Source organism: Frigoribacterium sp. PhB116 (genome assembly GCF_004364285.1).
GTDB lineage: Bacteria > Actinomycetota > Actinomycetes > Actinomycetales > Microbacteriaceae > Frigoribacterium.
Window position 1 is genome coordinate 854,196 of the sequence record NZ_SOBE01000001.1, and the last position, 18,423, is coordinate 872,618.

15 protein-coding genes are annotated in these 18,423 nt (G+C 73.8%); 4 read left to right on the forward strand and 11 right to left on the reverse strand.

Annotated elements, in window-relative coordinates; all coding sequences use genetic code 11:
• Positions 1–2: 2 nt before the first annotated feature.
• The 4 genes from EDF20_RS03850 to EDF20_RS03865 all read right to left on the reverse strand — a co-directional run bounded on the left by EDF20_RS03850 (position 3) and on the right by EDF20_RS03865 (position 5,694).
• Positions 3–968, reverse strand: a complete 966-nt coding sequence (locus EDF20_RS03850; RefSeq protein ID WP_133738103.1) for a MoxR family ATPase — start codon at positions 966–968, stop codon at positions 3–5.
• Positions 969–1,165: 197 nt separating this feature from the next.
• The gene (coaD, locus tag EDF20_RS03855) at positions 1,166–1,648 is read right to left on the reverse strand and encodes a pantetheine-phosphate adenylyltransferase (RefSeq protein WP_133737745.1); all 483 of its coding nucleotides are present in this window, start codon (positions 1,646–1,648) and stop codon (positions 1,166–1,168) included.
• A gap of 34 nt (positions 1,649–1,682) precedes the next feature.
• Entirely contained in the window at positions 1,683–3,926 is a 2,244-nt protein-coding gene (locus EDF20_RS03860) for an ATP-dependent DNA helicase RecG (protein WP_279586164.1), read from the reverse strand.
• Positions 3,927–3,987: 61 nt separating this feature from the next.
• On the reverse strand, positions 3,988–5,694 hold the full coding sequence (locus EDF20_RS03865) for an acyl-CoA dehydrogenase family protein (RefSeq protein WP_133737746.1): 1,707 nt from the start codon (positions 5,692–5,694) through the stop codon (positions 3,988–3,990).
• Positions 5,695–5,825: 131 nt separating this feature from the next.
• Between EDF20_RS03865 and rsmD the strand changes: the two genes are divergently transcribed.
• Positions 5,826–6,395, forward strand: coding sequence for a 16S rRNA (guanine(966)-N(2))-methyltransferase RsmD (gene rsmD / locus EDF20_RS03870; RefSeq protein WP_123546454.1), 570 nt, complete (start codon positions 5,826–5,828; stop codon positions 6,393–6,395).
• Positions 6,396–6,440: 45 nt separating this feature from the next.
• Here the strand turns inward: rsmD and thiL are convergent, their stop codons facing one another.
• A complete protein-coding gene (gene thiL, locus EDF20_RS03875; RefSeq protein WP_133737747.1) occupies positions 6,441–7,499 on the reverse strand; it encodes a thiamine-phosphate kinase in 1,059 nt (352 codons plus the stop codon).
• 24 nt (positions 7,500–7,523) lie between these two features.
• Between thiL and EDF20_RS03880 the strand changes: the two genes are divergently transcribed.
• Entirely contained in the window at positions 7,524–8,096 is a 573-nt protein-coding gene (locus EDF20_RS03880; protein WP_133737748.1) for a DUF3515 domain-containing protein, read from the forward strand.
• Between the two features lie 195 nt (positions 8,097–8,291).
• On the opposite strand, the gene EDF20_RS03885 is transcribed toward EDF20_RS03880, so the two are convergent.
• The 6 genes from EDF20_RS03885 to leuC form a co-directional block, all read right to left on the reverse strand.
• A complete protein-coding gene (locus EDF20_RS03885) occupies positions 8,292–9,440 on the reverse strand; it encodes a D-alanine--D-alanine ligase family protein (protein WP_133737749.1) in 1,149 nt (382 codons plus the stop codon).
• A 93-nt stretch (positions 9,441–9,533) separates the two neighbouring features.
• Positions 9,534–10,547 (reverse strand): NAD(P)H-dependent glycerol-3-phosphate dehydrogenase, encoded by a 1,014-nt coding sequence (locus tag EDF20_RS03890; protein ID WP_123547277.1) that lies wholly within the window; start codon positions 10,545–10,547, stop codon positions 9,534–9,536.
• 127 nt (positions 10,548–10,674) lie between these two features.
• Positions 10,675–11,499: a lysophospholipid acyltransferase family protein gene (locus EDF20_RS03895; protein ID WP_123546458.1), complete on the reverse strand. Its 825-nt coding sequence runs from the start codon at positions 11,497–11,499 to the stop codon at positions 10,675–10,677.
• 7 nt (positions 11,500–11,506) lie between these two features.
• Entirely contained in the window at positions 11,507–12,874 is a 1,368-nt protein-coding gene (gene murA / locus EDF20_RS03900) for a UDP-N-acetylglucosamine 1-carboxyvinyltransferase (protein ID WP_123546459.1), read from the reverse strand.
• Positions 12,875–13,471 carry a 3-isopropylmalate dehydratase small subunit gene (leuD, locus tag EDF20_RS03905; RefSeq protein WP_123546460.1) on the reverse strand — a complete coding sequence of 199 codons (597 nt, stop codon included), beginning with the start codon at positions 13,469–13,471 and terminating at the stop codon, positions 12,875–12,877. It abuts the gene before it with no gap.
• Entirely contained in the window at positions 13,471–14,970 is a 1,500-nt protein-coding gene (gene leuC, locus EDF20_RS03910; RefSeq protein ID WP_243833408.1) for a 3-isopropylmalate dehydratase large subunit, read from the reverse strand. The genes leuD and leuC overlap by 1 nt, the downstream gene beginning before the upstream one ends.
• A 247-nt stretch (positions 14,971–15,217) precedes the next feature.
• Here leuC and EDF20_RS03915 point away from each other — a divergent pair, with 247 nt between their 5' ends.
• Both EDF20_RS03915 and EDF20_RS03920 read left to right on the forward strand, forming a co-directional pair.
• A complete protein-coding gene (locus EDF20_RS03915) occupies positions 15,218–16,810 on the forward strand; it encodes a PQQ-binding-like beta-propeller repeat protein (RefSeq protein ID WP_133737750.1) in 1,593 nt (530 codons plus the stop codon).
• 44 nt (positions 16,811–16,854) lie between these two features.
• Positions 16,855–18,423: a PQQ-binding-like beta-propeller repeat protein gene (locus EDF20_RS03920; RefSeq protein WP_133737751.1), complete on the forward strand. Its 1,569-nt coding sequence runs from the start codon at positions 16,855–16,857 to the stop codon at positions 18,421–18,423.

The following is an 18,423-nucleotide window of genomic DNA, read 5'->3' on the forward strand; positions in this document are numbered from 1 at the left end:
GGTCAGCGCGCGTCGGCGGGGTCGCCGAGCGGCACGTCGGTGGCCTCGACCACGTCGGCGACGAGGTCGTACGCCGCCGTGACGGCCCCCGCCCCCGCACGGCCGGCGAGGATGATGCGGTGGCCGAGGACGGGCCCGCTCAGGGCGTCGACGTCGTCGGGCACCACGAACGAGCGGCCGTTGAGGGCCGCCCACGACTTCGCGGCTCGCATCAGCTGGAGCGTCGCACGGGGGCTCGCCCCGAGCCGCACGTCGGGGTGCACCCGGGTCGCCTGCACGATCCGGACCGCGTACCGCTCGACCGCCTCGGCGGCGTAGACGCCACGGACCGCGGCGATCATGCGGGTCAGGTCGTCGAGCGAGATGAGGGGCTGCAGCACGTCGAGGGGGCTCGTCCGCTCGCGCTGGCGGAGCATCCGCAGCTCGCTCTCGGCGTCGGGGTAGCCGAGCGAGATGCGGGCCATGAACCGGTCGCGCTGAGCCTCGGGCAGCGCGTAGGTGCCCTCCATCTCGACGGGGTTCTGCGTCGCGACGACGAGGAACGGCTGCGGCAGCGGGTGCGTGATGCCGTCGACGGTGACCTGCCGCTCCTCCAGGCTCTCGAGCAGGGCCGACTGGGTCTTGGGCGAGGCCCGGTTGATCTCGTCGCCGATCACGACGTTCGCGAACACGGGGCCGGGGACGAACTGGAAGCCGCCCCGCTCCCGGTCGTAGACCGAGACGCCCGTGATGTCGCTCGGCAGCAGGTCGGGCGTGAACTGGATGCGGGTGACGGTCGCGTCGACAGCCTTCGCGAGAGCGCGTGCGAGCTGCGTCTTGCCGACCCCCGGCACGTCCTCGATCAGGAGGTGCCCCTCCGCCAGCAGGACGGTGAGGGCCGTGCTGATGGCCCCGTCCTTGCCGTCGATCACCGTGGCCACGGCCTCGAGGACGCCGCGCGCCTTCTGCTGGACCTCGTCGAGCGACATCGGCGGGCCCGCGACCGCGACCTCGGGCCTGCGGCGGTCGCGTCGAGCATCGCTGCCGGGGGTGCTGGTCGTGGTCGTCGTCATCGTCGTCGTCTCTCGGGTGCCGGGCGTGATCTGGATCGGTCCGTGGTGCGTCGTGTCGTGTTCGGAGTGCGGTGCGGCTGAGGTGGGTCGGTGTGCCAGGTGGGCCGGGTCGATCAGCTCGTCGCGAGGTAGTCGGCGACGGCCGTCGGGACGTAGGGCCGCACGTCGCCGCCGAGCGACGCGACCTGGCGCACGAGCGAGCTCGAGACGTGGGCGTGGGCCGGGTCGGGCAGCAGGAAGACCGTCTCGACGCCGGCCAGGCTGCGGTTCATGATGGCCATCGGCGTCTCGTAGGCCACGTCGACCTGGGAGCGGATGCCCTTGACGAGGACGGACGCGCCGACCTCGGTGCAGTAGTCGACCAGCAGCCCGACGCTCCAGCTGTGCACCGAGACGCTGCTCGGCAGACCCGCGTCGCGGAGGGACCGCTCGAGCAGCGACACCCGCTTCGGGAGAGGAAGGAGGGCCGTCTTGTCGGGGTTGTGCACGACCAGGACGTGGACCTCGTCGAAGATGCCCGCAGCCCTCGCGATGACGTCGACGTGGCCGAGGGTGACCGGGTCGAACGACCCCGGGACGACGGCGATCCTGCTCATCCCGTCACCCTAGCCGGTGGCTCCGGAGAGACCCTCAGCCCGCCGCCATGAAGTCGCGGCTCGAGTCGTCGAGCCGGCGCGCGATGGCCGCCGCGAGCGCGGGGTGCTCCCCCAGCGACGGATCGGCGTCGAGCAGCTCGGCGGCGTGCTCGCGGGCGATGCCGATCAGGTCGCCGTCGGTCGTCACCCGCAGCAGGCGCAGTGACGACCGGCCGCCCGACTGGAGGCTGCTGAGGACGTCGCCCTCGCGCCGCAGCTCGAGGTCGACCTGCGCGAGCTCGAACCCGTCGAGGGTGGCGGCGACGGCGTCGACGCGCTCGCGTGCCGTGGAGTCGACGGGCGCGTGCGTCACCAGGAGGCAGAGGCCGGGGTGACCGCCCCGGCCGACCCTGCCGCGCAGCTGGTGCAGCTGCGAGATGCCGAACCGGTCGGCGTCGAGCACCACCATCGTCGAGGCGTTGGGGACGTCGACGCCGACCTCGATCACGGTGGTCGCCACCAGCAGGTCGATCTCGCCGCGGGCGAAGCGCTGCATGACGTCGTCCTTCTCGTCGGCCGACATGCGGCCGTGCAGCGGCTCGACCCGGGCGCCCGCGAGCACGGGCAGCGAGCGGGCGAGGGCCGTGACGGCCTCGACGCTGGCGCGCTCGGGGGAAGGAGGCGCGCCTCCTGCGGTCCCGTCGGTCGCGGCGGAGCTAGCGCTGCCTGCCTCCGGCCCCCCGGCCCCGGCGGCCGGCTCGCCCTGCTCGACCGTCGCGGCGTCGATGGCCGGGCAGACGACGAAGACCTGGCGCCCCTTCGCGATCTCCTCTGCGGAGCGCTGCCAGATGCGGTCGGCCCAGCCGGGGCGGTCGGCGAGGGGCACGACGAACGACTCGATCGGCTGTCGGCCGGCCGGCAGCTCGGTGATCGTCGACACGTCGAGGTCGCCGAAGACCGTCATCGCGACGGTGCGCGGGATCGGCGTCGCCGTGAGCACGAGCACGTGGGGCGGTGCCGCGCCCTTGCGGCGGAGCGCCTCGCGCTGCTCGACGCCGAACCGGTGCTGCTCGTCGACGACGACGAGGCCGAGGTCCCAGAACTCGACGGCGTCGCTGATCAGCGCGTGGGTGCCGACGACGATCCGGGACTGCCCGCTCACCACGGCATGGGTGGCCTTGCGGCGCTCGGCGGTGCTCATCTGACCGGTGAGCAGCACGGGGCGCAGCTCGGCGGCGAGGTCGGGGCCGAGCGACCGGACGATCGAGCGGAGGTGCTGGCCGGCCAGCACCTCCGTCGGGGCGAGCAGCGCCGACTGGCCGCCGCTCTCGGCGACCGCCAGCATCGCGCGCAGGGCCACGAGGGTCTTGCCCGAGCCGACCTCGCCCTGCACCAGGCGGTTCATCGGGACGTCGGCCGCGAGGTCGCGGTCGATCTCGGAGCCGACGAGCACCTGGTCGGAGGTGCGCTCGAACGGCAGCGCCGCGTCGAGGCGCTCGAGCAGGCCGCCCGGCCGTGCCGAGCGCGCCGTCGCCTTCGTCGTGCGCAGCAGGGCCCGCTGCTGGAGGAGCGCGCTCTGCAGCACGAACGCCTCCTGGAACCGCAGGGCGTCGCGGCCCCTCAGGTGGTCCCTGTCCTTCTCGGGCCGGTGCACCAGCTCGAGCGCCTCGCGGAGCGGCACGAGCTCGAGCTCGGCCCGGACCGCGGCCGGCACGGGGTCGTCGAGCGGCGGCAGCGTGTCGAGCACCACCTCGACCGACTTCTGCACCTGCCAGGACGCCACGGAGGCGCTGGCCGGGTAGATCGGGATCGGCTGCCGGGCGAAGGCCTGCGCCTCGGCGTCGCCGACCCCGGCCACCGCCTCGTGCGACGCGTCGAACAGCTCGTAGTCCGGGTGCGCCAGCTGCCGGAGGCCGCGGTAGTCGCCCACCTTGCCCGCGAAGATGCCGCGCGCTCCGGGCACGAGGTCGCGCGAGCGCCAGGCCTGGTTGAAGAACGTCAGGGTGAGGATTCCCTCGCCGTCGCCGATGCGCACCTCGAGGATCGACCCCCGCCGGGCCCGCATGGTGCGCTCGCGCACGTCGAGGACCTCGGCCACGATCGTCACGGACTCGCCGAGCGGCAGCGAGTCGAGCGCCGTCAGCTCGCCGCGCCGGGCGTAGCGCCGCGGGTAGTGCGACAGCAGGTCGCCGACGGTCCGCAGCCCGAACGCCTTCTGCATCGCCTGGGCCGTGCGGCCGCCGAGGGCGCTCGAGAGCGCGGCGTCGAGCGGCGACGGGTCGGGCAGGGGCGCGGGCACGTCCCCACGCTACTGCGCGCCCCCGACAGGGCCGGGTCGTCCGCGGAGCCGGCCCCGCGCCTCAGAGCCGGAACGAGTACCCGCCGGAGGCGCGGGTCGACGCCGCGAGCGCGGTCACGTGCCGGTCGTCGTTCACCTCGAGCGCCCGCAGCTGCCGCGCGACCTGCCGTGCGGACTGCTTGCAGAACCCGATCGCCAGGTGACGCTCGGCGTCGGCGTCGGCCCGCGCCTCCTCGAGGGCGACCGAGGCCCGCGACAGCACGGCCGTCTGCGCGTAGATGCCGGACGCCGCGTCGGCGAGGCGTTTCTGTACGAGCTGGGCCTCCTGCACCCGCTTGCCGTGCTTGCGGAGGGCGCCCTCGGCCCGCTCGCGCAGCTGGGAGACCTGCTCGCCCACCTGGGCCGCGGCGCGCGCGAGCTGCGGGTGCACGCCCACCGGCCGCTCGGGCCTGATCCGACGCTGCACGCGACCTGCCACGTACGGCGCCAGCACGCCCATCGCCCGGCCGGGGTCGCCGATGCTGAGGGAGGCCACGTCGGGCAGCTCCTCGCTGAGGGCCTTGAGCCCGTTGAGGGCGACGAAAGCGCGGAGGACGTCGTTCGCGCCCTCGAAGATCGGGAAGATGCGGAAGTCGCGCAGGGCCTTCGACAGCGGGTGCCCCTCCATGTACGCCTCGCCGCCGTGCAGCTGCACCGCGCGGTTGAGGGCGTACCAGCCGGTGTCGCTGGCGGTGACCTTCGTCATGGCCGACTCGAGCGCGAAGTCGGTGTCGCCGCGGTCGACGAGCCCGGTGGTGAGGTACGACATCGACTCGACGCCGTAGATCTGCTGCGTCATCCACGCGAGCTTGTCGCCGACCATCTCGAAGTCGGCGAGCGGCCTGCCGAACTGGTGACGCGCCTCCGTGTGCGTGAGGCTCAGCTCGAGGAACCGCTTCATGCCGCCCGCGATGGCCGTGCCCATCGACATGCGGCCGTTGTTCAGCGTGTTCACCGCGATGCGGAAGCCGTCGCCCGGCTCGCCGAGCAGGTTCTCGGCGGGCACCCGCACGTCCTTGAAGTGCACGCGCTGGAGGTGGTTGGCCTTGAGGCCGTGGGTCTCGAAGCGGGGGCCGGTGCTGAGCCCGTCCATGCCCTTCTCGACGATCAGGGCCACGTGCCCGAGGTCGCTCTGCGCGAAGACCGTGAGGACGTCCTTGTCGCCGTTGCCGATCCAGCGCTTCTCACCGTTCAGCAGCCAGCTGCCGTCGGCCTGCCGCTCGGCGCGGGTCTCGAGGGCGTAGGCGTCGCTGCCCACGTTCGGCTCGGTGAGGACGAAGGCCGCGAGCTTCCGTCCGCTCGCCAGGTCGGGCAGCCAGCGGGCCTTCTGGTCGTCCGTGCCGAAGAGGTGCAGCGGCTTCGTGCCGATCGACTGGTGCACGCCCATCACGGTGGCGAGGGTGCCGTCGACCCGGCCGAACTCCTCGTAGACGCGGCAGTAGGCGCTCTGGCTCAGCCCCAGCCCGCCGTACTCCTCGGAGACGAACAGGCCCATCAGACCCCGCTCGCCGAGGGCCCGCACCGTGTCGTCACCGATCCAGCCCTCGCGCTCGGCCCGCAGCGGGTCGTAGTCGGCCAGCACCTCGCGGGCCGACGCCGAGACCGTCTCGACCCTGGCGGCCTCGGCCGTGGTCATGTGCGGGTACGGGAACGCCAGCTCGGACGCGATCCGCCCCGCGAAGAGCGACTTGGTGAACGAGGGCCTGACAGTACGATCGACGCTGGTCATGGGGGCGATCGTGCCCGCAGGGGTGCCGGCCGACAACTCGCTTGTGCGGGTCCCACGACCGGTCGCGCGCCTCCTCGGGGCCGCGTTGTCGACTTGCTCGAACGGCTGCGGCGATGGACCAGGATGGGGTCGTGTCCCGCATCATCTCCGGCTTCGCCGACAACCTGACCCTGGCCGTGCCGAAGACGGGCACACGACCCACGAGCGACCGGGTGCGCGAGGCGCTGTTCTCGTCGCTCGACGCGCGCGACGAGATCACCGGGCGCCGCGTGCTCGACCTCTACGCCGGCACCGGTGGGCTCGGGCTCGAGGCCGCGTCGCGGGGGGCCGCCTCGGTCGTGCTCGTCGAGAAGGCGCCGGCCGCCGCGAAGGCACTGCGGAAGAACGTCGACGCCGTCGTGGGCCGGGCACCCGCCGGGAAGGCACCCCGGGTCGACGTCGTCGCCCAGCCGGTCCGGTCGTACCTGAGCGGCGGCGCCGCCCTCGTCGACCTGGTCTTCTTCGACCCGCCCTACGAGCTGTCGGCGGCCGAGCTCGCGGCCGACCTCGCGGCGCTGCTCCCGTCGCTGGCCGAGGAGGCGCTGGTCGTCGTCGAGCGCGCCTCCCGTGACGGGGAGCCCGGCTGGCCCGACGGGCTCACGCTCGACGCCCGCAAGTCGTACGGCGACACGACGGTCTGGTTCGCGACGCGCGACGCCTGATGCCTGACGCCTGAGGCCGGACGCCCGAGCAGCGGCGGGAGCAGGTCAGCCCTGCTGGCCGGTCCAGAGGCGGTAGGGATCCCAGCCGCCGGGCTCGCCGAGGTCGCGGCCGTCGACGGCGACGCGGGGGGCGCCTCCTGCGAGGTCCCGCACCGTGCCGAGCCGGCGGAAGCCGCCGGGCAGGTCCGCGTCGGCCGGGAACGTCGCGAGCAGGGAGTGGTCCTCTCCCCCGGCCAGGGCGGCGTGCGGGTCGGCTCCCAGGGCCGCGGACTCGAGGTCGAGCACGATGCCGGAGGCGCGGGCCAGCCGGGAGGCGTCGAGCGCGAGGCCGTCGGACAGGTCGAGCATCGCCGTCGCCCCCGCGAGGGCAGCGGCAGGCCCGTCGGCGATCGGCGGGGTGGGCGCCAGCTGCCACCCGACGTCGGCGTCGCGGTCGCGCACCTCACGGGCGAGGGCGGCGTCGGGGACGCCGTCGTGGTCGACGCCGAGGCGGAAGAGCAGATCGAGTCCTCGGGCGGCCCGGCCGAGCGGACCGGACACGGCGACCACGTCGCCGACGCGGGCACCGTCGCGCCGGACCGGGTCGTGCCCGCCGAGGTCGCCGAACGCCGTGACCGCCACGGTGAAGACCGCGGAGACGGAGAGGTCGCCGCCGACGACGCCGCAGCCGGGCGCCATGGCCGCACAGGCGTCACGGAGGCCGTCGGCCAGGCCCTCCAGGTCGGCCACGGGAGTGTCTCCGGGGACGGCCAGCGCGACCACGAGGGCGGTGGGCCGGGCGCCCATGGCCGCCACGTCGGAGAGGTTCGAGGCCGCGGCCTTCCAGCCGAGGTCGTGCGGCGTCGACCAGGCACGCCGGAAGTCGGGACCGTGCACCATGAGGTCGGTCGTCACGACGAAGCGGCCGTCGAGCGCGGCGACGACGGCGGCGTCGTCGCCCGGGCCGAGCTGCGTGTCGAGACCGCGGGGCAGGCGGGGCAGGATGCGCGCGAGGGTGGCCAGCTCGCCGACGGCCTCGACGGTGTCGGCGTTGTCGGCAGCGGCGGCGGTGTCTGCAGCGTCGGCGGTGTCGGCAGCGTCGAGAGACCTGGAGGATCGTTCCATGGGGTCGACGGTAGCCTGGCCGGGATGTCCGCTCCGTCCCGCCGCCTCCTGCGCCCCTCCCTCGTCGTCGCGCTCGGCGTCGTCGCCGCGTCGATCTTGTCGGGATGCACGGCCGCCGTGCCGATGCAGTCGGCCGACGGCGCGAACGACCCTGCCTGCGCCGACGTCGTCGTGCACCTGCCCGAGACTGTCGGGCCGGACTCCGACCCTCAGCAGCGGCGGGAGACCGACGCGCAGGGGACGGGAGCCTGGGGCACGCCCTCGACGGTGCTGCTGCGCTGCGGCGTCGAGTCCCCCGCGGTCTCCGATCTGCCGTGCAACCCCATCCAGGGCGTCGACTGGCTGTCGGACGACGGCCCGGAGGACGGCGACACCTTCACGTTCACGACCTACGGGCGCACGCCCGCCGTGCAGGTCGTCGTGAGCGCCGAGGTCGGCAGCACGGCCCTCTTCGACCTCGCCGACGCCGTCGGCTACCTGCCCGAGGACGGCCGCGGCTGCGTCGGCGTCGAGGACCTGCCGAGCGTCGGCGACCCGGCCGACAACTCGACCGACGTGCCGTCGACCGACGTGCCGTCGGAGACGCCCGCTCCCTGAGCCGGCCCACGGCCCAGCCGCCTCGCTCGCCATCCGGCCGCTGGTCCGTCGCCCCGGCGAGCAGCCACTACTGCACCGGCTTTCGTACACTGCACCGGGTCTAGACGCGGTGCAGTGTACGAAACCCGGTGCAGTGCGGGGACCCGGTACGGCGTACGCCGCAGGGCGCTCCGGCGCGGGCGACGAACGGCCCGCTCAGCGGTCGGTCGCGAGCCCCAGCTCGACGAGCTCGGTGATGAGCTCGGGGTAGCTCAGGCCGCTCGCGAGCCAGCAGGCCGGGAACATCGAGATCGGCGTGAAGCCGGGCATCGTGTTGACCTCGTTGACGACCCAGCCCTCGTCGGTGAGGAAGAAGTCGACGCGGGCGAGCCCGGTGCCGTCGATCGACTCGAAGGCGAGGGCGGCGAGCCGCTGCATCTCGGCCAGCTCGTCGTCCGACAGGGGCGCCGGGCACAGCAGGTCGGCGCCCGCCCCGCCCAGGTACTTCGACTCGAAGTCGTAGAAGGTCTCGTCGCTGAGCACGATCTCGCCGGCGACCGAGGTGCGCGGGGCCCCGCCGTCGCGACCGCCGAGCACCGCGCACTCGATCTCCCGACCGACGACGCCCGCCTCGACGAGCACCTTGTGGTCCTCGGCGAGGCCGACCTGCATGGCGGCGGCCAGCTGGTCCGGGCGGTCGACCCGCGAGACGCCGACGCTCGAGCCGGCGCGGGCGGGCTTGACGAAGAGGGGGAAGCCGAGCGAGGCGACCTCGGCGGCCACCGCCTCCGGGGCGTTCGTCCACTCGGTCCGTCGCACCGTGCGCCACGGCGCGACGGCGATGCCGGCCTGCTGCAGCACGGTCTTCGTGAAGTGCTTGTCCATGCCGACGGCCGACGCGAGCAGGCCCGCGCCGACGTAGGGCAGCCCGACCAGCTCGAGCAGGCCCTGCACGGTGCCGTCCTCGCCGAACCGGCCGTGCAGGATGGGGAACACGACGTCGACGTCGCCCAGCAGGTGGACCCCGCCGTCGGGCTCGACGACGCTCAGCCCCCGGCTCGCGGCGGTCTCGGGCCAGCGCACCCGGGTGCCGTTGTCGCGCACCTCCGGCAGCGACTCGGCGTCGAGGGCGAAGAGGGCCGCGTCGTCGGGCTGCAGCGTGAAGGCGCCCTCCCGGGTGATGCCGACGGGCACCACCTCGAAGCGGTCGCGGTCGATCGCGGCGAGCACGCCCCCGGCCGTGGCGCAGCTGATCGAGTGCTCGCTCGATCGGCCGCCGAACAAGACGACGACGGTCTGCTTCTCGACGCTCGCCGGGACTCCGGTCGCAGGGGCTCCGGTCGTGGCGGGAGTGGTGGTGGTCATCGAGGGGCCCTTCGGGTGGTTCGGCGCCGCCAGCCCGCGTGAGCAGGCAGGAGGCGCGGGTCGCGTCCGTGACGGACGCCGCGCCTCCTGCCGCTACTCGCCCTGGGGCTCGTCGGTCTCGGTCAGGTGCGGCGCGATGTTCCGCGGGTCGAGCGTACCGGCGAGCACCTCGGCGACCTGCTGCACGATGGGCATGTCGACCCCTCGCGAGCGAGCCAGCTCGAGGATCGGCGCGACGGAGCTCAGCCCCTCGGCCGTCTGGTTCATCTGCCGGACGACGTCGCCGAAGGCGTAGCCCTGGCCGAGGAGGCGGCCGGCCGTGTTGTTCCGCGAGAGCGGCGACTCGCACGTCGCGATGAGGTCGCCGAGGCCCGCGAGCCCCGCGAGCGTCTCGGCCTTGGCCCCGAACGAGACGGCGAACGAGGTCATCTCGGCCAAGCCGCGGGTGATGATCGACGCCTTCGTGTTCTCGCCGTAGCCGACCCCGTCGACGATGCCGATGGCGACCGCGATGAGGTTCTTGAGGACCCCGCCGAACTCGGTGCCGATCACGTCGGTGTTCACGAACGAGCGGAAGTACGGGTTGGTCGCGGTGGCGGCGACGAGCGTCGCGGTCTCGAGGCTCTGCGACGAGACCACGGCGGCGGTCGGCTGGCGCTTCGCGATCTCGAGGGCGAGGTTCGGGCCGGACGCGACGGCGATCAGGTCGGGGTCGATGCCGAGTTCCTGCTCGATGACCTGGCTCATGCGCAGGCCGGTCGCCTTCTCGACGCCCTTCATGAGGCTGACCACCGGGACGCCGCGCGGGACGAGCTCGCGCACCGCGGCGAGGTTGTCGCGGAGGGTCTGGCTGGGCACCGAGAGGTAGACCTGCTCGGCGCCGCGGAGCGCCGCGGCCACGTCCGGCGTCGCCACGAGGGTGCGGGGCAGGTTGATGCCCGGGAGGTAGTCGCTGTTGCGCTTGCTCTCGGTGATCTCACGCGCGACCTCGGGACGTCGGGCCCAGAGGGTGACGTCGGCCCCGCCCTCGGCGAGGACCTTGGCGAACGTGGTGCCCCAGCTGCCGGAGCCCAGGACGGCCACCGTGCGGGGCACGGCGCTGCGCATCACGACCGAGATCGCCTCCGTGGTGACGGCGCCCTCCCCGAGGGCCCCGATGGCGTCCTCCCTCGTCCCGGCGCCTCGACCGCCGTCGCCGGTCACGTCGCGGTTGCTGTCGTCACGGCTGCTCTCGTCACGGCTGCTCAAAGCGTCCGGTCTCCTTCTGGTGCTTCGTGTGCGGGTCCCACGGCTCGGCGGGCGCTTCCTCGTCGCGGAGGCTGGCCAGCAGCTCGGTGATGCGCTGCATGACGAGGGCCGTGGCCTCGGTGTAGGCGGCCTGGTCGAGGTGGCGGCCCCGCCACGGCGACAGGTCGACGGGGTCGCCGATCGCGGCCACGATGCGCTTCCGCGGGAACAGGCTGATCTTCGCCGAGTAGCGGCCCATCACGTGCTGGCTGCCCCAGTGGGCCATCGGGATGAGCGGCACCCCCGCCTGGAGGGCGAGCCGGACGGCACCGCTCTTGCCCTTCATGGGCCACAGGTCGGGATCGCGCGTGAGCGTGCCCTCGGGGTAGATGATCACTCCCCCGCCGCTGGTCGCCAGGGCACGCCCGGCCTGCAGGGGGTCGCTGTCGTGCGTCCGGCCGCCGCGCTCGACGGGCACGTGGCCCATGGCGCGCATCAGCGAGCCGAACACGGGCACGCGGAAGAGCGACGCCTTGGCCAGGAACCGCGGCACGCGTCCGAGGGTCCACATCAGCCGCGCCACGACGACGGGGTCGATGTTCGTGTAGTGGTTCGGCGCGAGCACGAAGGCCCCCTCGGCCGGGAGCTTCTCGGCGCCGCGCACCTCGATGCGGGCGAGCCGGTCGAAGAGCGGCGCGCCGACGGCGGCGACGCCCCGGAACACAGCGCTCTTCTCCTTGCCGCGGCCGAAGCGGCCGACCTGGCGAGGCGTCTGGACGAGGGGCGCGTCGACCCCGCCGGCCGGCGGGGTCGGCGAGGAGGCGTCGCTCACGTCGCGATCAGCCCTGGAAGTCGAAGTCGGCGCCCAGCTTGCGCAGCTTCGCGATGAAGTGCTCGTAGCCGCGGCTGATGATGCCGACGTTGCTGATCTTCGACTCGCCCTCGGCCGTCAGCGCGGCGATGAGGTGGCTGAAGCCGCCGCGCAGGTCGGGGACGCGGATGTCGGCGCCGTGCAGCGCGGTCGGGCCGTTGATGACGGCCGCCTGCTCGAACTCGCGACGGGCGACGCGACGGTCGTGGCCGGGCAGGCCCTCCTTGTGGACCGTGATGTCGGCGCCCATGTCGTTCAGCGCCTCGGTGAACTGGAAGCGGTTCTCGTAGACCGTCTCGTGCACGATCGAGGTGCCCTGCGCCTGGGTGAGCGCGACGATGAGCGGCTGCTGCCAGTCGGTCATGAAGCCGGGGTGCACGTCGGTCTCGACGACGACGGGCTTGAGCTCGCCGCCGGGGTGGAAGAAGCGGATGCCGTCCTCGTGGACGTCGAAGTCGCCGCCGACCTTGCGGAAGACGTTGAGGAACGTCATCAGGTCTTTCTGGTCGGCGCCCTCGACGAAGATGTCGCCCTTGGTCGCCAGCGCGGCGCTCGCCCAGCTGGCGGCCTCGTTGCGGTCGTTGATGGCCCGGTGCGTGTAGCCGCGGAGCGTCTTCACGCCCTCGATGAAGATGACGCGGTTCGGCTCGACCGAGACGATGGCGCCCATCTTCTGCAGGATGGCGATGAGGTCCATGATCTCGGGCTCGATCGCCGCGTTGCGGAGCTCGGTGACGCCGTCGGCGAGCACGGCCGTGAGCAGGACCTGCTCGGTCGCGCCGACGCTCGGGTAGGGCAGCTCGATGTTCGCGCCCTTGAGCCCGTCGGGCGCGGTGAGGTGGATGCCGTTGTACGACTTGTCGACCACCGCGCCGAAGGCACGGAGCGCGTCGAGGTGGAAGTCGATGGGACGGTCGCCGATGCGGCAGCCGCCGAGGTCGGGGATGAACGCTTCGCCCAGCCGGTGCAGCAACGGGCCGCAGAACAGGATCGGGATGCGGCTCGAGCCCGCGTGCGCGTCGATCTCGGCGAAGTGCGCCGACTCGACGTTGGCCGGGTCGAGGATCATCTCGCCGCGGGCCGGGTCGGTGATGCGGACGCCGTGCACCGACAGCAGGCCGCGGACGACGTTGACGTCGCTGATGTCCGGGACGTCGCGCAGGATGCTCGGGGTGTCGCCGAGCAACGCGGCGACCATCGCCTTCGTGGCGAGGTTCTTCGCCCCGCGCACCTCGATGCGACCGATCAGCGGCTTGCCGCCGCGGATGACGATCTCATCGGACTTCAGGCCGACACGGGCCCCTGCAGCTGCTGCGTCTTGGACGAGAGAGTTCACTTACTTCACCGGCAATGTCTTCGGGCGCCAGGCGGCGCGGCGGGTTTCGAATTCTGTGATCGCGGCTTCGTCGCGGAGGGTCAGTCCGATGTCGTCGAGACCCTCGAGGAGGCGCCACTTAGTGTAGGCATCGACCTCGAACGAGACCGTGAGGTCACCGACCGTGGCGGTCTGCGCGGCGAGGTCGACCGTGATCTCGATGCCGGGGCTCGCCTCGACGACCGCCCAGATCCGCTCGATGTCGTCCTCGGCCACGACGGCGCTCAGCAGGCCCTGCTTGCCCGAGTTGCCCCGGAAGATGTCGCCGAAGCGCGAGCTCAGCACGACGTCGAAGCCGAAGTCGCGGAGCGCCCAGACGGCGTGCTCGCGGCTCGAGCCGGTGCCGAAGTCGGGGCCGGCCACGAGCACTCGTGCGCCCTGGTACTCCGGGCGGTTGAGCACGAAGTCCGGGTCCTGGCGCGCCGAGAAGAAGAGCGCGTCCTCGAAGCCGGTCTTGGTGACCCGCTTGAGGAACTCGGCCGGGATGATCTGGTCGGTGTCGACGTTCGAGCGCTTCAGGGGCGCGGCCACGCCGGTGACGACGGTGAACTTCTGCACTAGGACGCGCCTCCTGCGGTCTGGCCGGTCAGCTCGGCGGCGACCTGGTCGTGGATCGGGGTCGACGACGCCGCGCCGACGGCGCCCGCCTCGTCGGCCGACAGGTCCCACGGGGACGACAGGGTGCCGCGGACGGCGGTCGCGGCGGCGACCAGCGGCGACACGAGGTGGGTGCGCCCGCCCTTGCCCTGGCGGCCCTCGAAGTTGCGGTTCGAGGTCGACGCGCAGCGCTCGCCCGGGGCGAGCTGGTCGGGGTTCATGCCGAGGCACATCGAGCAGCCGGCGAAGCGCCACTCGGCGCCGAAGTCGGTGAAGACCTTGTCGAGGCCCTCGGCCTCGGCCTCGAGCCGCACGCGGGCCGAGCCCGGCACGACCATCACGCGGACGCCCTCGGCCTTGGTCTTGCCCTGCACGATCGACGCGAAGGCCCTCAGATCTTCGATGCGGCTGTTGGTGCACGAGCCCATGAACACGGCGTCGACGGGGATCTGCTTCATCGGCGTGCCGGCCTCGAGGGCCATGTACTCGAGGGCGCGCTCGGCGGCGGCGCGCTCGTTGGGGTCGACGACGGTCGAGGGGTCGGGCACGGAGTCGCTCAGCGAGACGCCCTGGCCGGGGTTCGTGCCCCAGGTGACGAACGGCTCGAGCGAGTCGGCGTCGAGGAACACCTCGGCGTCGAACACGGCGTCGTCGTCGGTCGGGAGGGTCTTCCAGTAGGCGACCGCCTCGTCCCAGTCGGCGCCGGTCGGGGCGTGGTCGCGGCCCTCGAGGTAGTCGAAGGTGATCTGGTCGGGGGCGACCATCCCGGCACGGGCGCCGGCCTCGATCGACATGTTGCAGATCGTCATGCGCCCCTCCATCGAGAGGGCACGGATCGCGCTGCCGCGGTACTCGAGCACGTAGCCCTGGCCGCCGCCGGTGCCGATCTGCGCGATGACCGCCAGGATGACGTCCTTCGCCGTCACGCCGGGGCGCAGCGTGCCCTCGACGGTGACGGCCATGGTCTTGAACGGCTTGAGCGGCAGGGTCTGCGTCGCCATGACGTGCTCGACCTCGCTCGTGCCGATGCCGAAGGCCATCGCGCCGAACGCGCCGTGCGTCGAGGTGTGCGAGTCGCCGCAGACGACCGTGATGCCCGGCATGGTGAGGCCGAGCTGCGGCCCCACGACGTGGACGATGCCCTGCTCGGCGTCGCCGAGCGGGTGCAGGCGGACGCCGAACTCGGCCGTGTTGCGGCGGAGCGTCTCGATCTGCGTGCGGCTGGTGAGGTCGGCGATCGGCTTGTCGATCGCGAGGGTCGGGGTGTTGTGGTCCTCGGTGGCGATCGTCAGGTCGGTGCGCCGCATCGGCCGCCCTGCCTGCCGGAGCCCGTCGAAGGCCTGCGGGCTCGTGACCTCGTGGAGGAGGTGGAGGTCGATGTAGAGAAGGTCGGGGGCGCCGTCCTCGCCATTGACGACGACGTGGTCGTCCCACACTTTCTCGGCAAGCGTCCTGCCCACGGGCACGCCCCTCTCCTCGGGTGTCTCGGTCGGAATGATCGTCGAAGTCTACGCCAGCGCCTCCCGGCCCCTGCTCGACGCGCTGCCGGGTGCAACGCGGCCGCGGGCGCCCGGCATTCCCCTCGGCGAGCGCCGCGGCCGAGGTCTCCGAACACGAGGTGGGCGCGCGGCACCTCGCGGGTCCTGACTGGTACCAGGTCCTCCGTCGTGCGGCGGCGGACCCGCCCGACGAGGAGGTCGACCGAGCATGGTGCGAGACGACGCCCCCTGGCTGCCGGCCCGTCCCGGCGCGGGCCGCCGTGCCGACGCGCCGGAGGCCGGCGCGGCGCAGCCCGCCTCCCTGCCGTCCGGCTCCCGCCTCCCCCCTGTCGTGCCGCACGAGGAGGCGCCCCGACGTCGGCGCCGGACGACCGCCTCCTCGTCGTCCCGCCTGCGCTCCGCCTACCTCGCCCTCGCCCTCGCGACCACGGCCGTGCTCGTCGTCGGGGTCGCGGTCGTCCCCCGCTACGGCGACGGCCCGGCGTCCGGCACGCCCGTCGCGGACGAGCTGCGGCGCCTGCCGACGGATGCCGCGTGGACCCTCGACCTCGCCGGCCTCCTGGCGCCCGACGTGCCCCCGAGCTGCGTGCACGTCTGGCCCTCCGTCGCCGTCGACGGCCTCGTCGCCGTGGGCACCTCGGTCGACCTCGAGACCGACGACGCCGCGTCCTCGACCGGCTGTCGCCGCGCCGCCGTGTCGGGGAACACGAGCCGAGTGGCGCTCGTCGAGGCCGGGACGGGCCGTGTCCGCTGGGTGCACGACCTCGCGGCGGACGTGCCCGACGCGGACGCCCTGGCCATCCCGGCGACGCAGGTCGTCCCGGCCGCCGGCCGCGTGCTGGTCCAGGTCCAGACCTCAGGCGGCGCCGCGCAGGTCGCGCTCGACCTCGACGGAGGCGACTCGCAGGAGGTGGCGCGCGGGCGCCGCGACCTGCCCGCCGTGAGCGTCGCCGCCGTCGGGCGCCTGCAGCTCCGGGCCGTCGGCGGCACCGACGACGCGTCGAGGCGCTTCTCCCTCGTCGACGCGGGCGACCTCACCGAGCCCGTCTGGCAGGGCCGAGCCGACGTGGGCACCACTCCCCTGCTGCTGGAGTCGGGCGTCGTCGTCGAGGCGGACGGCCGCAGCTCGTTCGTCGACGGCCGGACCGGCGCGGCGCGTCCGCTCGAACGGGGCAGGGGCCGGGGCACGACCCTCGAGACGGCCGCCGTCGGCCCGGCCGTCGACGGATCCCTCTACGTGGTCGAGCGAGCGGGACGGTCCCGTCCGACCGTGTCGGCCGTCGACCCGCTCGGCGACCGGCGGTGGACGACCCCCGTCGACGCAGGCGCCCTCGACGTGACGGACCGGTGCGTCCTCGCCCTGTCGCCCGACGCCTCCTCCGTCACCTGCCTCGACCGGGGAGACGGGCGGGTGCTCTGGAGCCGCGACCTCGGCGGCCCTGCCCGGGTCGTGCCCGTGCCGGGGCAGTCGCGGGACGACGTCTGGGTCGTGGTGCAGCGCGACGACGGCCCCGAGCTGGCCGCCCTCGACGTGTCGGACGGCTCGCGCCGTGTCGCCCTGCCGCTCGGCCCGTCCGACGAGGTGGTCGCCGCCTCGCGCACCGTCGTCTACGTCGAGACCGACGACTCCGGCACCAGCCCCGACGCGGTCAGCGCGTACGACGCGTCGAGCGGACGTCGGCTCTGGACGTCGACGTCGACCGGGCGCGTCTCGTTCTGGGGCGGCGCCCTCGTCGTCGTGGACGACTCCGCCGCCGCCTCCCGCCTCGTCGACCGCACCCGCGTCGGGAGCACCTCGTGACGGTGCCGGGCGCCCCGTGGCAGCCCTCGAGGCCGAGGGCTGCGGTGGTCTGGGAGAAGCCGACGACCGGGGCACGGACGACGGCTGCCGAGGAGGCGGAGGGCGGGCAGCAGGTCCTGCCCCCGTCCGGGAGCCCGTCGGGTCGTCCGCCGTCGCCCGGCCCGCGCTGGTGGCGCCGCCTCGCGCCCGGCCGTCGTCTCGCCCTCGGCTACCTCGCCCTGGTGGTGGCCGCCGTGGCCGTCACCGCCGCCCTCGTCCCCGGCCAGCCGGTGTACGGCGGCCTGTCGCCCTGGCAGGGCACGTCGACCGTCGACCTGCGGGAGGCGCCGACCGCCTCCGGCTGGACCGCCGACCTCGCCGGGGCCCTCGCCCCCGGCGCGCCGGCCCTCTGCCTGCGGTTCCCCTCGGCGCCGGTCGGCGACGACGGTCTCGTGCTCGTCCGCGCCGCACCGGCCTGGACCTACGGCTTCGCCAACGACGCGGGCTGCGGCAGCGACACCCGGCAGGTCGGGTCGCGGGTCGGGCTGCTCGACACGCGGGACGGCCGGATGGCCTGGGTGCACGACGCCCGGGACGACTTCGCCGACCTGGGCGACCTCGACGGAGCCGAGGTGCTGTCGGCCTCGGCGATCGGCCCGGCGGGCGACCCCGACCGCCTCCTGCTGCGCACCTCGGGCGGCGCCCTCTCGAAGCTCGTGGCGCTGGACCCCGCGACGGGTCGGGTCGTCGACGGCTCCGCGCCGTGGACGACGACGGACAGCGACCAGTTCCAGTCGGAGGGCCAGGTCGTCCTCACGGGACGCCAGCCGTCCGCGGGCGGCGCCTACCGGTACGAGGTCCGCGACGCGGACGACCTCGGGCACGTGACGTGGCGGGGCGCCGGCACGACGACGGGCGTCGTCCTCGCCCTCCCGGACCGCGCCCTCGTCTCGACGCCGGGCGGCACGGTGGCCGTCGACCCGCGGACGGGCCGCGAGCGCGACTGGGGCACGAGGCTCGACACGCTGGTCGGGCCGCTCGTGCACGACGACCTCATCGTGTCGCCGTCGGGTCGGTCGGGGGGCTTCACGGCCGTCGACCTCGACGGGCGCACCCGGTGGACGACCTCCCCCGACGTGCAGGGGGCGCCGAGCGCGGCACGCACGTGCCTCGTCGTGACCGACGTCGCGGACGACCGCGTCAGCTGCGTCGACTGGGACACGGGCGAGACCCGCTGGAGCCACGACCGCCGGGGAGCGGTCAGCGTCGACGGCCTCGCCGGCCAGACCGACGACGACCTCTTCGCCGCGGCGCCCGACGGGGACGACGGATCGCTCGCCCTGCGCGTCCTCGACGGGACGGACGGGGCCGCGAGGTCGGTCGTCGAGCTGCCGGGCGGTGCGGTGCCGGCCGCGACCGGACGCACCGTCGGCTACGCGTTCGCCTACGGCAGCTCGGGCGGCCGGTCGACGGTCGTCGCCTTCGACCGGTCGTCGGGCGAGCGGCTGTGGGTCTACCAGGGCAGGCTGCAGGTGTCGTTCTGGGGCGGAGCGCTGGTCGACGTCGACGTCGACGGCGTGGCGCACGAGCTCACCGGACCGGAGGCGTCCGAGGTCGTCGCGCCCCGGTGGTGA